At 71.0% G+C, this 17,721-nt stretch carries 17 protein-coding genes; 7 read left to right on the forward strand and 10 right to left on the reverse strand.

Annotated features, from left to right (window positions below; genetic code table 11):
- Positions 1 to 32: 32 nt before the first annotated feature.
- The 4 genes from amcB (at position 33) to ACZ518_RS21300 (ending at position 2,842) form a co-directional block, all read left to right on the forward strand.
- The gene (gene amcB, locus ACZ518_RS21285; RefSeq protein ID WP_469114558.1) at positions 33 to 1,151 is read left to right on the forward strand and encodes a cyclophane-forming radical SAM peptide maturase AmcB; all 1,119 of its coding nucleotides are present in this window, start codon (positions 33 to 35) and stop codon (positions 1,149 to 1,151) included.
- Entirely contained in the window at positions 1,129 to 1,368 is a 240-nt protein-coding gene (gene amcA, locus ACZ518_RS21290) for a multiple cyclophane-containing RiPP AmcA (protein WP_469114559.1), read from the forward strand. The genes amcB and amcA overlap by 23 nt, the downstream gene beginning before the upstream one ends.
- 66 nt (positions 1,369 to 1,434) lie before the next feature.
- Positions 1,435 to 2,109 (forward strand): pentapeptide repeat-containing protein, encoded by a 675-nt coding sequence (locus ACZ518_RS21295; RefSeq protein ID WP_469114560.1) that lies wholly within the window; start codon positions 1,435 to 1,437, stop codon positions 2,107 to 2,109.
- A 13-nt stretch (positions 2,110 to 2,122) separates the two neighbouring features.
- Complete coding sequence (locus tag ACZ518_RS21300) at positions 2,123 to 2,842, forward strand: hypothetical protein (protein ID WP_469114561.1); 720 nt, start codon at positions 2,123 to 2,125, stop codon at positions 2,840 to 2,842.
- Positions 2,843 to 2,910: 68 nt separating this feature from the next.
- Here ACZ518_RS21300 and ACZ518_RS21305 read toward each other — a convergent pair whose 3' ends face one another.
- Positions 2,911 to 3,237 carry a hypothetical protein gene (locus ACZ518_RS21305; RefSeq protein ID WP_469114562.1) on the reverse strand — a complete coding sequence of 109 codons (327 nt, stop codon included), beginning with the start codon at positions 3,235 to 3,237 and terminating at the stop codon, positions 2,911 to 2,913.
- Positions 3,238 to 3,250: 13 nt separating this feature from the next.
- The gene (locus ACZ518_RS21310; RefSeq protein ID WP_469114563.1) at positions 3,251 to 4,396 is read right to left on the reverse strand and encodes a hypothetical protein; all 1,146 of its coding nucleotides are present in this window, start codon (positions 4,394 to 4,396) and stop codon (positions 3,251 to 3,253) included.
- Positions 4,397 to 4,700: 304 nt separating this feature from the next.
- On the opposite strand from ACZ518_RS21310, the gene ACZ518_RS21315 reads away from it, so the two are divergent.
- Both ACZ518_RS21315 and ACZ518_RS21320 read left to right on the forward strand, forming a co-directional pair.
- The gene (locus ACZ518_RS21315) at positions 4,701 to 4,949 is read left to right on the forward strand and encodes an excalibur calcium-binding domain-containing protein (RefSeq protein WP_469114564.1); all 249 of its coding nucleotides are present in this window, start codon (positions 4,701 to 4,703) and stop codon (positions 4,947 to 4,949) included.
- A gap of 104 nt (positions 4,950 to 5,053) precedes the next feature.
- Positions 5,054 to 6,421: a cytochrome P450 gene (locus ACZ518_RS21320; protein ID WP_469114565.1), complete on the forward strand. Its 1,368-nt coding sequence runs from the start codon at positions 5,054 to 5,056 to the stop codon at positions 6,419 to 6,421.
- A gap of 176 nt (positions 6,422 to 6,597) precedes the next feature.
- Here ACZ518_RS21320 and ACZ518_RS21325 read toward each other — a convergent pair whose 3' ends face one another.
- Both ACZ518_RS21325 and ACZ518_RS21330 read right to left on the reverse strand, forming a co-directional pair.
- Positions 6,598 to 7,158: a hypothetical protein gene (locus ACZ518_RS21325; protein WP_469114566.1), complete on the reverse strand. Its 561-nt coding sequence runs from the start codon at positions 7,156 to 7,158 to the stop codon at positions 6,598 to 6,600.
- A 36-nt stretch (positions 7,159 to 7,194) separates the two neighbouring features.
- Entirely contained in the window at positions 7,195 to 8,760 is a 1,566-nt protein-coding gene (locus ACZ518_RS21330) for an MFS transporter (protein ID WP_469114567.1), read from the reverse strand.
- A gap of 82 nt (positions 8,761 to 8,842) precedes the next feature.
- Between ACZ518_RS21330 and ACZ518_RS21335 the strand changes: the two genes are divergently transcribed.
- Positions 8,843 to 10,909: a S9 family peptidase gene (locus ACZ518_RS21335; protein WP_469114568.1), complete on the forward strand. Its 2,067-nt coding sequence runs from the start codon at positions 8,843 to 8,845 to the stop codon at positions 10,907 to 10,909.
- A 71-nt stretch (positions 10,910 to 10,980) separates the two neighbouring features.
- Here ACZ518_RS21335 and ACZ518_RS21340 read toward each other — a convergent pair whose 3' ends face one another.
- From ACZ518_RS21340 to ACZ518_RS21365, 6 genes are all read right to left on the reverse strand, one after another.
- A complete protein-coding gene (locus tag ACZ518_RS21340) occupies positions 10,981 to 12,003 on the reverse strand; it encodes an ABC transporter ATP-binding protein (RefSeq protein WP_469114569.1) in 1,023 nt (340 codons plus the stop codon).
- On the reverse strand, positions 12,000 to 13,028 hold the full coding sequence (locus ACZ518_RS21345) for an ABC transporter ATP-binding protein (RefSeq protein WP_469114570.1): 1,029 nt from the start codon (positions 13,026 to 13,028) through the stop codon (positions 12,000 to 12,002). The genes ACZ518_RS21340 and ACZ518_RS21345 overlap by 4 nt, the downstream gene beginning before the upstream one ends.
- Complete coding sequence (locus tag ACZ518_RS21350) at positions 13,028 to 14,014, reverse strand: ABC transporter permease (protein ID WP_469114571.1); 987 nt, start codon at positions 14,012 to 14,014, stop codon at positions 13,028 to 13,030. The genes ACZ518_RS21345 and ACZ518_RS21350 overlap by 1 nt, the downstream gene beginning before the upstream one ends.
- Entirely contained in the window at positions 14,011 to 14,988 is a 978-nt protein-coding gene (locus tag ACZ518_RS21355; protein WP_469114572.1) for an ABC transporter permease, read from the reverse strand. The genes ACZ518_RS21350 and ACZ518_RS21355 overlap by 4 nt, the downstream gene beginning before the upstream one ends.
- Before the next feature lie 23 nt (positions 14,989 to 15,011).
- Complete coding sequence (locus ACZ518_RS21360; RefSeq protein WP_469114573.1) at positions 15,012 to 16,754, reverse strand: ABC transporter substrate-binding protein; 1,743 nt, start codon at positions 16,752 to 16,754, stop codon at positions 15,012 to 15,014.
- A 230-nt stretch (positions 16,755 to 16,984) separates the two neighbouring features.
- Complete coding sequence (locus ACZ518_RS21365; RefSeq protein WP_469114574.1) at positions 16,985 to 17,695, reverse strand: GntR family transcriptional regulator; 711 nt, start codon at positions 17,693 to 17,695, stop codon at positions 16,985 to 16,987.
- Positions 17,696 to 17,721 lie beyond the last annotated feature (26 nt).

Consider the following 17,721-nt stretch of genomic DNA (forward strand, 5'->3'; position numbering starts at 1 on the left):
CGCACCACTCGAACCCGATCGAGAGGAGCACGATGCACAGCGCATTGCGGCTAGCCCGCGTCCCCGGGTCGGTGATCATGCAGCCGACCACGCAGTGCCTCCCCATGGACTGCACGTACTGCTACCTCCCCTTCCGCAAGGTCAAGAACCTGATGCCCGTGGAGGTCGCCGAGGCGGTCGCCGGCCCGGCCAACGGATGGGCCAAGAACAATCCGAAGTTCGAGGTCGTCTGGCACGGCGGGGAGCCGCTGGCCACCGGCCACGAGCACCTGGCCGCTCTCATGGCGCCCTTCGAGGGCGTGAGGCACTCAGTGCAGACGAACGCGGCCCTCGTGGATGACGCCTGGTGCGAGTTTCTGCTAGAGCACGACGTGCACGTGGGCGTCAGCATCGACGGCCCGGAGGACCTGAGCACCCACCGCGTCACGCTCGCCGGGCACCCGGGCTTCCGCGTCACCATGCGCGGGATCGAGCGTCTGCGCCGCCACGGCATCCCGTTCTCCGCCATCGCCGTCGTCTCCGATCCCGACCCGGCCGACGCCGCCCGCTTTTACGAGTTCTTCGCCGAGATGGGCGTGACCACCCTCGGCGTCAACGTAGAAGAGGAAGAGGGCGTCAACACCGGCTCCAAGACGTCCGACCCCGTACGGGCAGCAGACTTCTGGGGCGCCCTCGCCGACGCGTGGCGGGCCAACCCGGTCGTGCGGCTGAGGGAAGTGCAGAGGGTTCTCAACTTCGCCGGTGCAGTCCTCAAGGGCCACGACACCGCACCCCTGCCGTCGTCCTCCCCGTGGGACCCGCTCCCGACCGTCGCCTACGACGGCGGCGTGGTCATGCTCTCCCCCGAGCTGGCCGGGTTCACCGACACCCGGTTCGGGGACTTCACCACCGGCAACGTACTCAAGGACGGCCTGGACGTCCTCGTGGCCGAGGCCGAGCAGCGCACCCCCTGGATCCCCGAGTTCTGGCAGGGCATCGACGCCTGCCGCGCCACCTGCCCCGCGTTCGCCTTCTGCGGGGGCGCCCACGCCGCCAACCGGTACTTCGAGCACGACGGCCGATTCGACGGCACCAGGACCCGGTACTGCACTACCTCCAAGATCGCCCTACTCGAAGGAGTGACACGACATGTCCGCGATTACCGCCCCTGACGCCTCCACGCTCGTGATGGACTCGGCGGAGGGCTTCACCTCCCTCCTGAAGGCCGTGGGCTCCCAGTGCATCGCGGGCTGGGGGAACGCCTGGAGCAACGCCGACTTCGAGAACTACATGACCGCGTCCACGTTCGACAACCGCCCCACGTGGGACAACCCGGGTGCGTCCTTCGACAACCGGCCCACCTGGGACGACTGGAGCAAGAGCAAGTAGCCGCGCCGTCGGGGCGGTCCTGCCACGGCGCGGGGCCGCCCCGGCGCCACGATCAAGGAGCACCACATGTCCACGCGCATCTTCGGTCACGCCACCATCACCCTGCCCGAACTGGACGACCTCGGCCTCTACCTCTCCCGCGTCGACACCCTCGACAGCCCCCGCGGCACCGTCCAGGAGTTCACGTACGGGGAGGCGGACCTGCGCTCGCTCGACCTTTCGGACGCCCGGCTCATCACGGGCCGCATCACTGGCGTCCGCGCGAAGCGAGCCGAGTTCGAGGCCCTCATCCTGCACCGCGTGGAGATCACCGGCAGCGACCTCGGAACGGCCCGCTGGACCGAGAGCAAGCTGACCCGCGTCCACATCCGCGACTGCAAGCTCATGGGCGCCGCCCTGGACGGCCTGGTGCTCGATGACGTCCTCTTCGAGAACTGCAAGTTCGACTACGCCACCTTCGAGAAGGTCCGCGCAACGGGCCCCGTCGCCTTCACCGGCTGCGCCTTCACCGAGGCCACGTTCACCGACTGCGACCTGACCGACGCCGTGTTCTCCGAGTGCACGTTGCGCCTCACCGAGTTCGGCGCCGGCCGGTACCGGGACCTGGACCTACGCGGCAACGGCCTGTCGGGAATCCGCGGCGTCGCCAACCTCTCGAAGATCCTCATCAACCCCACCCAGCAGGCCGACCTCGCCCAGGCCCTCGTAGCCGACCTCGACATCACCCTGGAAGACGACTGACCGGGAGACCTCCATGCCCCTGCACATCGCGTACGGCGACCAGACCGCGCTCCGCGCCCGCTGCGAGGTCGCCGGCGTCCGCACCACCCGCGAGGACGAAAGCGCCTACGAGCCCGGCGCGGTCATCCCGGCCGGGCAGTGGCGACCCATGACCGACGTGGACGTCAAGTCGGTCACCGCGCCCCGCAGGCCCCTCAACAGCACGCTGGTGGACATCGTGCGTCCCCCGTTCAAGGAGGGCTCCGCACTCGAAGACCTGGTCCGCCCGATGGGTGATCCCAACGCCGTGTACCTCGGCCAGGCCCTGGCCAAGCCCAACATGCTCACCACCACCGACAACTACCAGGACGGCCGGCTGCTCGGCCTGCACCTCGACAACTGGGACAAGCTCAAGTACGCCGACAAGCACACCGGCCGGCGTCGGCTGTCCCTCAACCTCGGCCCTGGGACGCGGTACATCATCCTCGGAGCCATCGACGCCCAGACCGTCTGCCGCACGGTACACCCGGCCGATCACGTCCACCGGTACCCCCACACGAACGACTTCCGCGCCTACGTCGCCGACGGCCGCCCCATCCGCATCTTCCGGATACGCCTCTCCCCGGGCGAGGGTTACCTGGCCCCCACCGAGTACCTGCTGCACGACGGTTCCACCGACGGCCAGGACAAGCCGTCCGCCATGGCCTTCTGGCTCGGACGCTGGCCGACCGGCATGCTGCCGTCACTCGTATAAGCGGGCAACGAAGTCTGGCCTAGCGAAGAGAGAACAGCATGAGCACAGAGACCTGGGACAGGTTCGGTTTACGTTCCGATGGCGGCCCGCCCTGGGACCGCTTCGAATGGACGCAGTACGGCAATCACGGGCCAAGCATTGAGCTGCTCACGACCGGTCCCGGTACGCGGGTTCTGGAGCTGGGGCCTGGCAAAGGCTACAACCTCGTGTCCGTCACCAAGACGGGGTTCCTTCATGGTGTCCTTGAACCGCTGCTCCCACGAATCGCGCAGCAGCTTCTCCGCCTGTTCCCTCGCCTCAACGACGCGGGCTATGGCGAGGGCGTTCACCAGGCCGTGCTCCAGCACGTTGGCGTGGTACATCGCAAGCCCGTAGTACGCGAACGTCGTCTTCACGTAGGTGCCGTCGTCACGCTCGTCCTGGTCTCTCGATCCGCCTATCGCCTCGAACCGCACGACATGCGACGTGTCCCTGCCCCGAGTGCGCGTGCATCGTCGGCCACGTGCACCCAGATTCCGGGGACCGCTGACAACCAGGCTGCACCAAGCGCCCCGTCATCTTCCCAACCACGTCCAACTCCCTGCGGGCCGTTTCCACAAAGGCATCACGAAGCTCGTTCAGAGTGGTCCGCCTCTGCACCACCAGCTCATCCCGCGCCTCACGGTCCAAGCCCGCCGTATTAGCCAACGTGGCGGCTACGCTTTCACGGACACCAGCATCAACAAGCGCTCGGTGGGTTCGCTCCCGCGCACTTTCATCTCCGGGCGTACCCTCCGACTCGGCAATGGCGTCAAGGGCGGCACGGGCTATTGCGCCCTCCTCGTACTGCACGAACATCCGCTCGACCTCATCAGGTGAGTCGGGCCCCACGAACTCCCATTCGTCAGCGGAAATCTGCACCCGCTCCACGATGCTCCCGTCAGTGGCACGAGCGAGCCGTGACGCCTCCGCAACCATTTCTCTCAGCCGCCGCTTTTCGTCACGCAGGTTGTGGGAGTTCTCCTGGTCCAAGTGAACTGCGTAGAGAATCACCCCAAGACTCAGGGCTCCGTCCTTCGCTCCCTGCGCCTCTCTCAGCACGTTGGGAGGACTCAGCAGTTCCACCATGGCGAACGCCTTCAACAGGTCGCCGGCCCGTGACTCCTGCTGCGTGGCCATCTTCTTCGGCAGCAACACATCGAGTTCCTTGACGTACTCCGCCCAGACCTCCTGGCACCGGTCCCGCTGCCACTGTGCATGGGTTTCCCTCGACGTCTCCCGGATGCCAGCGAGCGTGGCCTCAACCTGCTGGCGGCCCGCCTCTAGGGTGGCCCGCGCCTGCTCTTGGGCGGCTTCGAGGGCCCTATTCGCCTGGGCGTCTGCTGCCTGGAGTGCGGCGCACGCCTGCTCCTTGGCCGCCTCCAATGCAGCCTTCGCCTGGGCCTCGGCTCCCTGCAACGCCCTCTTGCCCTGAATGGCTCCCGCGATGATGACGGCCGGGATCGCAAGGAGCGCTGCCCCCGCTGCTGCCACTGAGCCGAAGTCCTGGGATATGAACGTGCTGAGCTCAGCCATGAGCGGGCCCCCCTTGTTGTACTCGACGTGCCCGCTGAACCGTAGCGCGGTCACAGGCGCCGACGGCGCCTCCCTGTGGTCACAGGTCAGGCGTTGGAGGCCCATTCTGGGCTTGGAGGGCTTCCCCACGGCATCATCCGCACCAGAGACGTAGCGACCGCACCGCCCGATCCGGGAACTGCTGGAGCCGTGCAGTCCTGACAAGAACACTGAACCAAAAACTCAGGCCACGTCAGGTCGAATCTTCGGGGCGGAGAAAACTCTCTTCACCTACAGACAGTAGAGAGAGACCCCTGTAGCCGCTGTGCACCCGCTGGCTCCCCGAACAGAGCCCGCTGGAGAGCGTGCTGGAGCGCCGGCCATAGCCAAGCCCAAGCCCGCCACCGAGGGTCCGACCGACACCTCCACCGGCGGCAGCGGCGCGGGCAGCAGCGTCTACTACAAGAACTGCGACGCCGCGAAGGCGGCCGGGGCGGCGCCCGTCCGGCGCGGCCAGCCCGGCTACCGCGAGGCCCTCGACCGGGACAAGGACGGCATCGCCTGCGACAAGTAGGTCAACGGCGAAATTCGGCCGGACGGCTTGTCAGGGGTCGATCCGGGCGTGGCAGGCGGGCAGAATCGCCCTCGTCCGACGGTGTCCAGAGGCGGGGGCGGCAAATGGCTGAAGGGGTGCGGATTCCGGGGCTGGAGGGGGTCCCGCTGCTCGGGTCGCTCTTCGACCTCAAGGCGGACTCCCTCGCGACCTACGAGCGGGCCCGGGAGCGGCACGGGGACGTCGTGCGGATCAGCGCCGGCCCGCCCGGGCTGCGCGCCGAGCTGTACTGCGTGTTCTCCGCCGAGGGCGCCCAGCGGGTGCTGGCCTCCGAGGCGGCGAACTTCCGCAAGGACAACGCCTTTTACCAGGAGGTACGCGACTCCTTCGGCAACGGCCTGCTGACCAGCCAGGACGCGGACTACATGCGCCAGCGCCGGCTGGTCCAGCCGCTGTTCACCCGCAAGCGGGTGGACGGCTACGCCGGAGCCGTCGCCGCCGAGACCGAGGGCACCCTCGCCGCGTGGCAGGAGGCCCGGGACGGCATCGTCGACGTCTCCACGGAGATGATGCACCTGGCCCTGCGCGCGGTCTCCCGGATCCTGTTCGGCGCGGACGTCGACGCCACCGTCGACGTGGTGGACCGGTGCTTTCCGGTCATCACGGAGTACGTGCTGCGCCGGGGCTACTCCCCCGCCAACCTCCCGCGCACCTGGCCGACCCCCGGCAACCGGCGGGCGGCCACCGCGCTGGACGAGCTGTACGCCGTCTGCGACAAGATCATCGCCCAGCGGCTCGGGGCCTCCCCCCGGCAGGCGGAGGGCGAGGACCTGCTGACGCTGCTCGCCGGTGCGCGGGGCGAGGACGACGCCACCTTCGACCCCGCCGAACTGCGCGACCAGGTGCTCGTCTTCCTGCTCGCCGGGCACGAGACGACCGCCACCTCGCTGGCCTTCGCCCTGCACCTCCTCGGCCGCCACCCCGAGGAGCAGGCGCGGGCCCGGGACGAGGTGCGGACCGTGCTGGGCGGCCGTACGCCCGGGGCGTCCGACCTCGAACGTCTGCCGTATCTCACCCGGGTGCTGAAGGAGGCGATGCGGCTCTACCCGGCGGCCCCGGTGATCGGGCGCAAGGCCGTCGCCGCCACCGAGATCGAGGGCCACACCATCCCGGCGGGCGCGGATGTGATCCTGGCCCCCTGGGTCACGCACCGCCACCCCCGGTACTGGAGCGACCCGGAGCGCTTCGACCCGGACCGCTTCACGCCGGAGGCCGAGGCCGGCCGGCACCGGTATGCCTGGTTCCCCTTCGGCGGCGGCCCGCGCGCCTGCATCGGGCAGCACTTCTCGATGCTGGAGTCCGTGATCGCGCTGGCGATGCTGCTGCGGGCGTACGAGTTCGAGGCCGTGGACCGGGAGGTGCCGGTGGGCGCCGGGATCACCCTGCGGGCGCAGGGCCCGGCGCGCTGCCGGATCCGCCGCCTGGAGGGCTAGGCCGTCTCTTTCGGATCTTGTCGGCCTTGCCCGCGGTGGCTGGTGCCGTGCATGGCAAGGCGGAGGGGCGCCCGTGTACTGGACGTACTCGGGCGCTCCGACAACGCGGCCAGGTGCGGTGCCAGGCGCCGCGGGCCCCGACAAGATCCGAAAGAGACGGCCCAGGAGGTACCGCGTCAGCGGTAGTCGTCCGGGTGGTCCTGCATCCAGGTGTTGATCTGGTCCCGGGTGCCGATGAGCGTGCTCTGGTGCTTCTTCAGGTTCTCGAAGGTGCGGTCGCCGCCGAGTTCCGTGTCGAGCTTCACGATCAGGGCGATCGGCTCGGGGAAGTGGCCGGGGCCCTTCGGGTCGGCCTTCATCGCGCGGTCCAGGCGGTGGAGTTCGTCGTACACCCGGCCGAGGAAGTACGCGCAGTTCCCCGGGGTGCAGGAGTCGTTCAGGGTGGCCTGGAGTCCCGCGAAGGCGTCGCGGACCAGCTCGGGCGGGGTGGACGGCAGGCCGCTCGCCGAGGGCCGCCCGGCCGGCGTCGCGCCCGGCGCGGGCGTGCCCGTACCGGCCGGGGACGCGCTCGGGGACGCCGTGCCGGGAACCGGCGCGGCGGAGGCGGACGCGACGGGCGACGAGGCCGACGAGGCCCCGGCCTTGGGCTCGGCGTCGCTCCCGCAGGAGACGGTGAGGGCCGCCAGGGTGACGGTCAGGGCTGCTGCGGCGGCGCCGCGCACGGTCGATCGGAACATCGGTTCTTCCCCCCGGTTTGCGATGATCGGCCGAGCCTACCGGCTGCCCTCGCCCGGGACGGCTGCCGGGGTGTGGTTGCCCTGGAGGCGTTCCAGGTCGGAGGGCCGGACCTGGATCGCAAAGACCGCGATGAGCGCGCCGGCGAGGGTGAAGAGCGAGGCCGCCACGAAGGCCGCGCTGACTCCCGAGGTCAGCACCTGGTCGGCCCAGGGCTTGGGGAGCTGCCGGGTTCGGGCGAAGAACGCCTTCTGTTCGGGGCTCGCCGAGCCGAGGAAGGCGACCATCTGCTCCTTGGCCTCGTTGCGGCTGGCCGTGCCGAAGACGGTGACCAGGATCGACAGTCCGAGCGATCCGCCGATCTGCTGCATCGAGTTGAGCAGGCCGGAGGCGGCGCCGGACTCCCGGTCGGGGACGTCGGACAGGGCCATCAGGGTCAGCGAGACGAACTGCAGCCCCATGCCGGTGGCGAACACCAGGATCGGGCCGAGGATGCTGCCGGGGTAGGTGGAGTGGACGTCGGTGAGGGTCAGCCAGCCCAGCCCGGTGGCGCAGCACAGCGCACCGGCGACCATGAAGGGCTTGGGCCCGTACTTCGGCAGCAGTTGGGAGGTGGTCCCGGCGGCGAGCGCGACCATCACGCTGACCGGGAGGAAGGCGAGTCCGGCGCGGAGCGGGCTGAAGCCGAGGACGTTCTGCACGAACAGGGTCAGGAAGAAGAACATGCCGAAGATCGCGCAGGCGAGGAAGAGCATGATCCCGTAGGTCCCCGCGCGGTTGCGGTCGGCGAACATGTGCAGCGGTGTGATCGGCTGCGGCGAGCGCCGCTCGTTGAGGACGAACAGGACCAGCAGGACCACGGCGGCGGCGAAGGAGCCGAGGGTGAGCCCGTCGCGCCAGCCGTCCTGGGAGGCCCGGATGAAGCCGTACACGAGGGCGACCATGCCGCAGGTGCCCAGCAGCGCGCCGATCAGGTCGAAGTGTCCGGGGTGGCGCTCGGACTCGTGCAGGACCCGGGCGGCCAGTACGGCGATCAGCAGGGCGATCGGGACGTTGACGAAGAGCACCCAGCGCCAGTTGAGCCATTCGACCAGCACCCCGCCCGCGAGGAGCCCGATCGCACCGCCGCCGGCGGAGACGGCGGCGAACACCCCGAAGGCCCGGTTGCGTGCCGGGCCTTCACGGAAGGTGGTGGTGATCAGCGCGAGCGAGGTCGGGGAGGCGATGGCGCCGCCGACGCCCTGGAGGGCCCGGGCGGCCATCAGCTGGCCCGCGTTCTGGGCGAGTCCGCCGAGCAGCGAGGCCAGGCCGAAGAGCAGGACGCCGAAGACGAAGACGCGCTTGCGGCCGAGGATGTCGCCGGTGCGGCCGCCCAGCAGGAGCAGGCCTCCGAAGGTCAGGGTGTAGGCGTTGACGACCCAGGACAGGCTCTCGGTGGAGAAGTCGAGTGCGGTCTGGATGTGTGGTAGCGCGATGTTCACGATGGTGATGTCGAGCACGACCATGAGCTGGCAGGAGGCAATCACGAACAGGGCCAGCCCGTTTCCGCTCCCGCGGACCTTGCCGTCGGTCCCGTTGTGGTTCGGCAGTGCGTTCGGGTCCACTAGTCGACGCTAAGCCCGTGGGCCATGCGTCACCACTCGAATGGCCTATGCCATGTGATATTGCACATGCCACAATGCGATCATGGATGAATTCCTCCGGCTCTCCGCCGCCACGGCCCGGTTCACCCACGGCTCCCCCAGGGCCTTCTCGTTCGGGGACGACGGCCGCCTCCTCTGGTTCCTGCGCTCCACGGGCCCCACCGACGCCCTCGAGAGCCTCTGGGTCCTCGACACCGCCACCGGCACCGAGACCCGGGTCGCCGACCCGCGCGAGCTCTCCCCCGAGGCCGGTGAACTCCCCGTCGCCGAGCGCCGGCTGCGCGAACGCACCCGGCTCGTCGCCGCCGGGATCGGCTCGTACGCCCTCTCCGGCGACGGCCGCCGCGCCGTCTTCCCGCTCCACGGAAGGCTGCACGCGGTCACCTGCGACGGCACCGGCACGCCCGAGCCCGTCCCGGCCGCCGGCCCCGCCCTGGACCCGCGCCCGAACGCCGACGGCTCGCGCACCGCGTACGTCGCCGACGACGCCCTGTACGTCCACCCCGGCGGCCGGGTCAGCCCCGCCGACGGGGCCCGCTGGGGCCTCGCGGAGTTCGCCGCCGCCGAGGAACTCGGCCGCGCCCGGGGCCACTGGTGGTCCCCCGACGGCGTCACCCTGCTCGCCGCCCGCGTCGACGAGAGCGCCCTCCAGCGCCGCCACTTCACCGACCCGGCGCACCCGGAGCTGCCGGCCGAGGACTTCGCGTACCCCGAGGCGGGCGGCCCCAACGCCGACGTACAGCTGTGGGTGCTCGGCCCGGACGGCGGCCGGGTCCGGCTCGACTGGGACGCCGGGTCCTTCCCCTACGTCTCCGACGCGGGCTGGGAGTCCGAGACCGAGATCCTGCTGACCGTGCAGGACCGGCTCCAGCGGAACGTGCTCCTGCTCGGCGCCGACCCGGCCACCGGCCGCACCACGGAGCTGTCGCGCACCACGCACCCCCAGTGGGTCGACCCCCTCCTGCCCGGCACCCCGGCGAGGCTGCCCGACGGGCGGATGCTCACCGCCGCGGACACTCCCGGCGGGACCGCCCGCGGCCTCGCCCTCGACGGGAAGCCCCTCACCGGCGAGGGGATACAGGTCCGCCGGGTGGCCGGGCTCCACGGGGGCCGGCTGCTCATCGAGGCCGGACTGGGCGACCCCGCCGAGCAGCAGGTGCTGCTGCTGGACCCCGGCAGCGGCGAGCTGACCCCGCTCGCCGACGGGCCCGGCGTGCACGGTGTCCCGGCCTCCGCCCCGGCCGGGACCCTGCTGCTGACCAGCGCCGACGCCGACGGGATCCGGCGTACCGTACGCACCCCGGACGGGCGTGAGTTCACCCCCGCCGACCTGTCCGCACCGCTGCCGTACCGGGTGGAGCCGGTCCTCGAGCGGGTCACCGAACTCGGGATCCCGACCTCCCTGGTGCTGCCGCGCGGCCACGTCCCGGGCAGGCGGCTGCCGGTGCTGATGGACAGCTACGGCGGCCCCGGCTTCCAGGACGTGTCCGCCGAGCCGCGCCGCTGGCAGGCCCGGCAGTGGTGGGCCGACCAGGGCTTCGCCGTGGTCACCGTCGACAACCGGGGCACCCCGTACGTCTCCCCGGCCTTCACCCACGCCATGTACCGGGGGTTCTCGGAAGTCACCCTGGAGGACCAGGTCGCGGCGCTGCGGGCGCTCGGCCGACGCCACCGCGACCTCGACCTCGGCCGGGTCGGGATCCGCGGGTGGTCCTACGGCGGCTACCTGTCGGCGATGGCGGTGCTGCGCCGGCCGGACGTCTTCCACGCGGCGGCCGCCGGGGCCGCGCCGACCGACTTCCGGCACTACGACACCGCCTACACCGAGCGCTACCTCGGACTCCCGCAGGAGCACCCCGACGTCTACGAGCGGGACTCGCTGATCCCCGACGCGCCGAAGCTGACCCGGCCGCTGCTGCTGGTCACGGGCCTGGCGGACGACAACGTCCACCCCTCCCACACGCTGCGGCTGTCCCGGGCCCTGACCGACGCGGGCCGCCCGCACCAGCTGCTCGCGCTGCCCGGAGTCACGCACATGACCCCGGGCGGGACACGGGAGAAGATCATGGCGCTGGAGCTGGAGTTCTTCCGCCGCGAACTGGCCCTCTGACTCCCCCGGACACCGGAAGGGCCCCGCGGACGCCGGTCCGCGGGGCCCTCCCCTTCTTCCCGTGATCCCCGTCAGTCACCCGGGAAGTGACAGGCCACCTCTCGCGAGGCGGCGGGCCGCAGCAACGGCCGCTCGGTGCGGCAGACCTCCTGCGCCTTGGGACAGCGCGGGTGGAAGGTGCAGCCCGGGGGCGGGGCGGCCGGGCTCGGCGGGTCGCCGAGCAGCACGATCCGCTCCCGCCGCCGCTCCGCCGCCGGATCCGGCAGCGGTACGGCGGACAGCAGCGCCCGGGTGTAGGGGTGCTGCGGGTTCTCGTAGAGGGACTTCTTGTCCCCGATCTCGACGATCCGGCCGAGGTACATGACCGCCACGCGGTCGCTGACCCGCTTGACCACCGAGAGGTCGTGGGCGATGAACACGTAGGCCAGGCCCAGTTCGGCGCGCAGCCGCTCCATCAGGTTGACGATCTGCGCCTGGACGGAGACGTCGAGGGCGGAGACCGGTTCGTCGGCGATCACCAGCCGGGGGCTGGTGGCCAGCGAGCGGGCGATGCCGATGCGCTGGGCCTGGCCGCCGGAGAACTCGTGCGGGTAGCGGTCGATGTGCTCCGGGATCAGCCCGGTCAGCTCCATCAGCTCGGCGGCCCGGCGGCGGGCGTCCGCCGCGCTCCAGCCCTGCACGAGCAGCGGATCGGAGATGATCCGGGCCACCGTCTGGCGGGGGTTGAGGGAGGAGTGCGGGTCCTGGAAGACCATCTGGATGTCTCGGCGCAGGGGGCGCAGTGCCGCCTGGGAGAGCCTGCTGATGTCCCGGCCGTCGAAGGTGATGCTGCCGGAGGTGGGTTCCAGCAGCCGGACCAGCATCCTGCCGGTGGTGGACTTGCCGCAGCCCGACTCGCCGACGAGGCCGAGGGTGCGGCCGGGCTCCAGGTCGAACGAGAGCCCGTCGACGGCCCGGACGGGCGCGGCCCGGCGCCCGGTCAGCGACCGTCTGCCGGGGAAGGTCATGGTCAGGTCCCGTACGGAGAGCAGGGGCCCGGCCGGGTCGTCCGGCCGCCGCGCGGCCCGGTCCTGGCTGGTGGCCGGGGCGGTCATCGGGACACCTCCGGGGTGGGGGCGGGTGCGGGGGCGGAGCCCGCGAAGTGGCAGGCCGCGGTCCGGGCCGGTGTTCCGTACGGGCGCAGCTCGGGCAGTTCGCCCGTGCAGCGCTCCCGTTCCTGCGGCGGGCCGGCGGCGGCGCGCGGACAGCGGGGGGCGAAGGCGCAGCCGGGGGCGCGGTTGAGGAGTGAGGGCGGGGAGCCGGGGATGGAGGGCAGCGGGACGTCGTCGGGACTGTCGAGGCGGGGCAGGGAGTCGAGCAGGCCCCGGGTGTAGGGGTGGGCGGGGTCGGCGAACAACTCGTCCGCCGGGGCCTGTTCGGCGGCCCGGCCGCCGTACATGACCAGGACCTCGTGGGCGACGCGGGCCACCACCCCCAGGTCGTGGGTGATCATCACGACGCCGAGGCCGCGTTCCTCCTGGAGGCGGGCGATCAGTTCGAGGATCTGGGCCTGGACGGTGACGTCGAGGGCGGTGGTGGGCTCGTCGGCGATCAGCAGTTCGGGTTCGCAGGCCAGGGCCATGGCGATCATGGCGCGCTGGCGCATGCCGCCGGAGAACTGGTGGGGGTACTCGCCGGCCCGGCGGGCCGGTTCGGGGATGCCGACCTCGCCGAGCATGTCGACGGCGCGTTTGCGGGCGGCGGCCCGCCCGGCCCGGAAGTGCACCCGGAAGTGCTCGGCGATCTGCTCGCCGACGGTGTAGTAGGGGTGCAGGCTGGACAGCGGGTCCTGGAAGATCATGGCCATCCTGCGGCCGCGGACCTTGGCCAGTTCCCTCTCGGGCAGGCCGCGCAGCTCCTGTCCGGCGAGCTTGACGGAGCCGGTGACCTCGGCGCCGGTGCGGTGCAGGCCCATGACGGCGAGGGAGGTGACGGACTTTCCGGATCCGGATTCGCCGACGATGCCGAGGGTGCGGCCCGCTTCGACGGTGAAGCCGAGCGAGTCGACGGCGCGTACCGTCCCGCGCGGGGTGCTGAACGTGACGTGCAGGTCGCGCACTTCGAGCAGCGGGGTGGCCATCAGTACCTCACCCTCGGGTCGACTACGGCGTACAGGAGGTCGACGGCGAGGTTCGCGACGACGATGAAGAAGGCGGCGAGCAGGGTGACGCCGAGGACCACGGGCTGGTCGGAGCTGACGAGGGCTCCGTAGAAGAGCCTGCCGATGCCGGGGAGTCCGAAGATGGACTCGGTGATGACGGCTCCGGCGAGCAGGCCGCCCAGGTCCATGCCGAAGATGGTGAGGATGGGGGTCATGCCGGAGCGGAGGCCGTGTTTGACGACGACGGTCCGTTCGGGCATGCCCTTGGCTCGGGCGGTGCGGATGTAGGGCTCGGCCATCGCCTCGATCATCGAGCCGCGGCTCTGGCGGGCGTACATGGCGGCGTAGAGCAGGGCGAGCGCGGTCCAGGGCAGGAGCAGGTTCGAGGCCCAGGCGAGGGGGTCGTCGGTGAAGGCCTGGTAGCTGGGGTAGGGCAGCAGTCCGGCGGTGCGGATGACTCCGTAGATGAGCATGACGGAGGTGAAGTAGACGGGCAGGGAGGCGGCGGCGACCGCGCCGACCATCAGGGCCTTGTCGGTGGCGGTGTCCTTGCGCAGGGCGGCGGTGACGCCGGCGCCGAGGCCCAGCAGGAGCCAGAGGGCGGCGGCGCCGACGGCGAGGGAGGCGGAGACCGGGAGCCGGTCCATCAGCAGGTCCCAGACGGGCAGGGAGTTCTCGTACGAGTAGCCCAGGCAGGGGAAGTCGCACTGGACGGCGTACTGGCCGGAGCCGAGGGTGCGGCCGGTGAAGATGCCGGTGAGGAAGTCGGCGAACTGCCGCCACAGGGGCTGGTCGAGGCCCAGGTATGCGCGTACGTCGGCCAGCCGTTCGGCGCTGCAGGTCTTGCCGCAGGCCGCGGCGGCCGGGTCGGTGGGCAGGACGTAGAAGATGAGGAAGGTGACGGCCGCGATGGCGAGGAGCACGCCGGCCAGGGCGAGCAGGCGGCGCAGCAGGTAGAGGATCAACTGCGGCCGCCCCTCGGGTCGAGGATGTCGCGCAGGGCGTCGCCGAGGAGGGTGAAGGCGAGGACGGCGAGGAAGAGGAAGACGCTCGGGATGACGAAGTACATGGGGTCGGTCTCGTAGAAGGCCACGGACTCGGCGATCATCTGGCCCCAGGACGGGGTGGGCGGGCGGACCCCGACGCCGAGGTAGCTGAGTGCGGCCTCGGTGCTGATCATGCCGGGGATGAGCAGGGTGGTGTAGGCGATGACCGGGCCGGAGACGCCCGGGAGGATGTCGCGGGTCAGGATGCGCCAGGCGCTCGCGCCGCCGACGCGGGCGGCGTCGACGTATTCGCGGTGTTTGAGGGAGAGGGTCTGGCCGCGGACGACGCGGGCGACGCCGGGCCAGCCGAAGAGGCCGATGACGGCGGTCATCAGGACGATGCGGTTGACGTCCTTGGCCACCGACAGCATCGCGATCATGAAGATCAGCGAGGGGAAGGACATGGTGAGGTCCATCAGCCGGGACAGGACGGCGTCGGTGCGGCCGCCGAAGTAGCCGGCCGCGATGCCGGCGGCGGTGCCGGCGAGGACGACGATGGCGGTGGCGGCGAAGGCGATGAGCAGGGAGATCTGGGCGCCGTTGACGACGCGGGCGAACAGGTCGCGGCCGGTGACGGGTTCGACGCCGAGCCAGTGCTCGGGGCTGATCCCGCCGAGTGAGCCGAGCGGCAGGCCGCCGAGGTAGGGGTCGACGGCGCTCTTGTCGTACTCCTCCGGGGACCAGCCGCCGAGCGTCCCGAGCCAGGGGGCGGTGAGGGCCATCAGGACGAAGAGGAGGACGACGGCGGCGCTGACGCGGACGGCGGGGCGGCGGCTCAGTTCGCGCCGGGCGAGCTGCCAGGGGCTGCTGCCCGGTGCCGCCGCGGGCGTTTCGGTCGCGGCGCGGGGTGCGGCGCCGGGTGCGGGACCGGCTCCGGGTGCGGTGGTGGTCATGGTGTCGGGGGCCTCGGGTTCCCTCAGCCCTGGCTCTTCGACGGGTCCTTGAGGCCGACGGTCCCGTAGTCGATGGTGCCGGTCCAGACCGGGTGGCCGTGTGCGCCGGCGATGTTGGTGCCGATGAGCAGCGGCTTGCGCTCCAGCAGGACCGGGATGGACGGGGACTTCTTCATGATCTCGGCGTCGAGGTCGATCCAGGCCTGGCCGGCCTGCTTGGCGTCGGACATGGCGTTGATCTCGTCGATCCGCTTCATGGTGGCCTCGTCGCGGAACTGGGAGTAGTTGCCCTGGTTGCCCTTGTCCTTGACGGTGCGTCCGTCGAAGACGAAGGGGATCCAGGTGGAGCCGGAGGGGTAGTCGGGGCACCAGCCGGTGAGGGTCATGTCGGGCGTGGTGGAGAGGTCGCCGATGACGTCGTAGTAGGCGCCGGGGTCGACGGTGTCGATGACGACCTGCACTCCGACGCGGGACAGGCCCTGCTGGATGGCCTCGGCCTTGCCCTTGTCGCCGGTGGAGACGGCCAGGGAGACCTTCAGGTTCTCCTTGCCGGCGGCCTTGAGGAGTTCCTTGGCCTTGGCGGGGTCGCCGGCCGGGGCGATCTTGAGGGTGTCGGCCTGCTTGCCTCCGGTCAGGGCCGGGGGCAGGTAGGCGGTGGCGACCTCGTTGAGGGCGGGACCGCCGCCGGCGGTGACCACGGCCTCCTTGTCGACGGCGTACTGCATGGCCTCGCGGACCTTGGGGTCGTTGAAGGGGGCGCGGGAGTTGTTCAGGTGGAGCATCTCGGTACAGCCCTGGGACTCGGCGAGCAGGCGCGCCTTGACGTCGGGCTTGGGCAGCACCTTGGGGGCGCTCTCGGGCCGCATGTCCTGGTACTCGACGGCGGAGGCGTCGGCGCCGTCGCCGGCGATGATCCGGTCGTCGACCTGCCCGCCCTTGAGGCCCATGACGACCACGAACTTGTCCGGGTAGGCCTTGCGGACGGTGTCGGTCTTGGGGTCCCAGTGCTCGTTGCGGACGAGGACGAGCTTCTTGTCTCGGTCGTACGTCTCGATCTTGTACGGGCCGGAGGAGAAGGGGCGGGCGTCGTACTGGGTGCCCTTCTCCTGGGACTGCGGGACGGGTGCGAAGGTCGGCAGGGTGGCGGTCGCGGAGAACTCGGCGACCGGGCGCTTGAGTTCGAAGACGATCGTCCGGTCGTCGGGGGTCTTCACCGAGTCGAGGTGCTGTCCCTGGAGGGGGCCCTTGTAGCCGTCGGCGCCGGCCAGGTACTGGGCGGCGTAGTCGGGGCCGCCGGTGAGGTCGGGGGCGAAGGAGCGCTCGACGTTGTACTTGACGTCCTGCGCCTTGATGGGGCTGCCGTCCTCGTACTTCAGGCCCTCCTTGAGGGTGAAGGTCCAGGTGCGGCCGCCGTTGGAGGGGGTGCCGAGGTCGGTGGCGAGGTCGGGGACCAGTTCGCTGCCGGCCTTGCCGGGCTCGGCCTTGAAGGTGACGAGCGTGCGGTAGAGCAGCCGGGTGCCGAAGTCGATGGTCGGCAGCGTCCAGTTGCGGGCCGGGTCGAGGTGGGAGAAGTCCTGGTTGGACAGGACGGTGAGGGTGCCGCCCTTGGCCGGGGTGCCGCCGAGGACCTTCCCGTCGTTGGCGGCGGCGGGGTTGGACGCGCCTGCGGCGGCGGGGCCCTTCTTGGTGTCGGAGCAGCCCGAGGCGCCGAGTACGAGCGTCGCCACCAGGGCGGTGGCGAGGGTGAGCTGGGTGCGCTTGGTCATGGGTCACTCCAGGGAAGGGCCGCGCTTTAGGGTGTGACCGGTAACATAGTAATGTGAAATTGTACTGACAAGAGGTTGCCGCCGCCGTTATTCAGCCGTGTCCAAATCCATTGCGGCAAAAGCGAGTTGGGCCCGGACCAGAAGGTCCGGGCCCTGCGGGCGTACGGCGGTCAGCCCGGCCGCGTACGGCGGTCAGCCCGGCCGGAGCGGGCTCCGGGGCCGGGTGGGGGTCAGAGGCCCGAGCCGAGGCGGCCCTGGGGGCGGCCCACGGGCTCGTCACGGCCCTGCGCCCAGAGGGAGCGGACGTGGCCCAAGTGGCGCTGCATGCAGGCCTCGGCCGCCTCCGCGTCACCGGCGAGCATCAGGTCGAGCAGCTCGATGTGCTCCTCGGCGGAGGAGACCAGCTTGCCGGCCTCGTCCAGGCCCGTGAGGCCGTACAGCCGGGAGCGCTTGCGCAGGTCGCCCACGGTCTCGACCAGGCGCTCGTTGCCCGCGAGGGCGAGCAGCCCGAGGTGGAAGCGCCGGTCTGCCTCCAGGTAGCCGATGAGGTTGTGGTCGCGGGCGCTGCTGACGATCTCCTCGGCGACGGGGCGCAGCTGCTCCAGCTGCTCCGCCGTGGCCATCCGGGTGACCCGGCCGACGGTCGGGACCTCGATCATCGTGCGCAGTTCGGTGTACTGGTCGAGGTCGCGCTCGCTGACCTCGGTGATCCGGAAGCCCTTGTTGCGGACCGGCTCCACCAGGCCCTCGCGGGCGAGGTCGAGCATGGCCTCGCGGACCGGGGTGGCCGAGACCCCGAGCTCGGCGGCGAGGCCCGGGGCCGAGTAGACGCTGCCGGGGCGCAGCTCGCCCGCTATCAGCGCGGCGCGCAGGGCGTGGCCGACCTGGTCGCGCAGCCGCTCCTGGGCCTTGATGAGACTGTGCTGCTTCAGGTCACCCATTGCTCTTCCTCCGAGACCCCGCACAC

This window comes from Streptomyces sp. NPDC033966, from assembly GCF_055575955.1.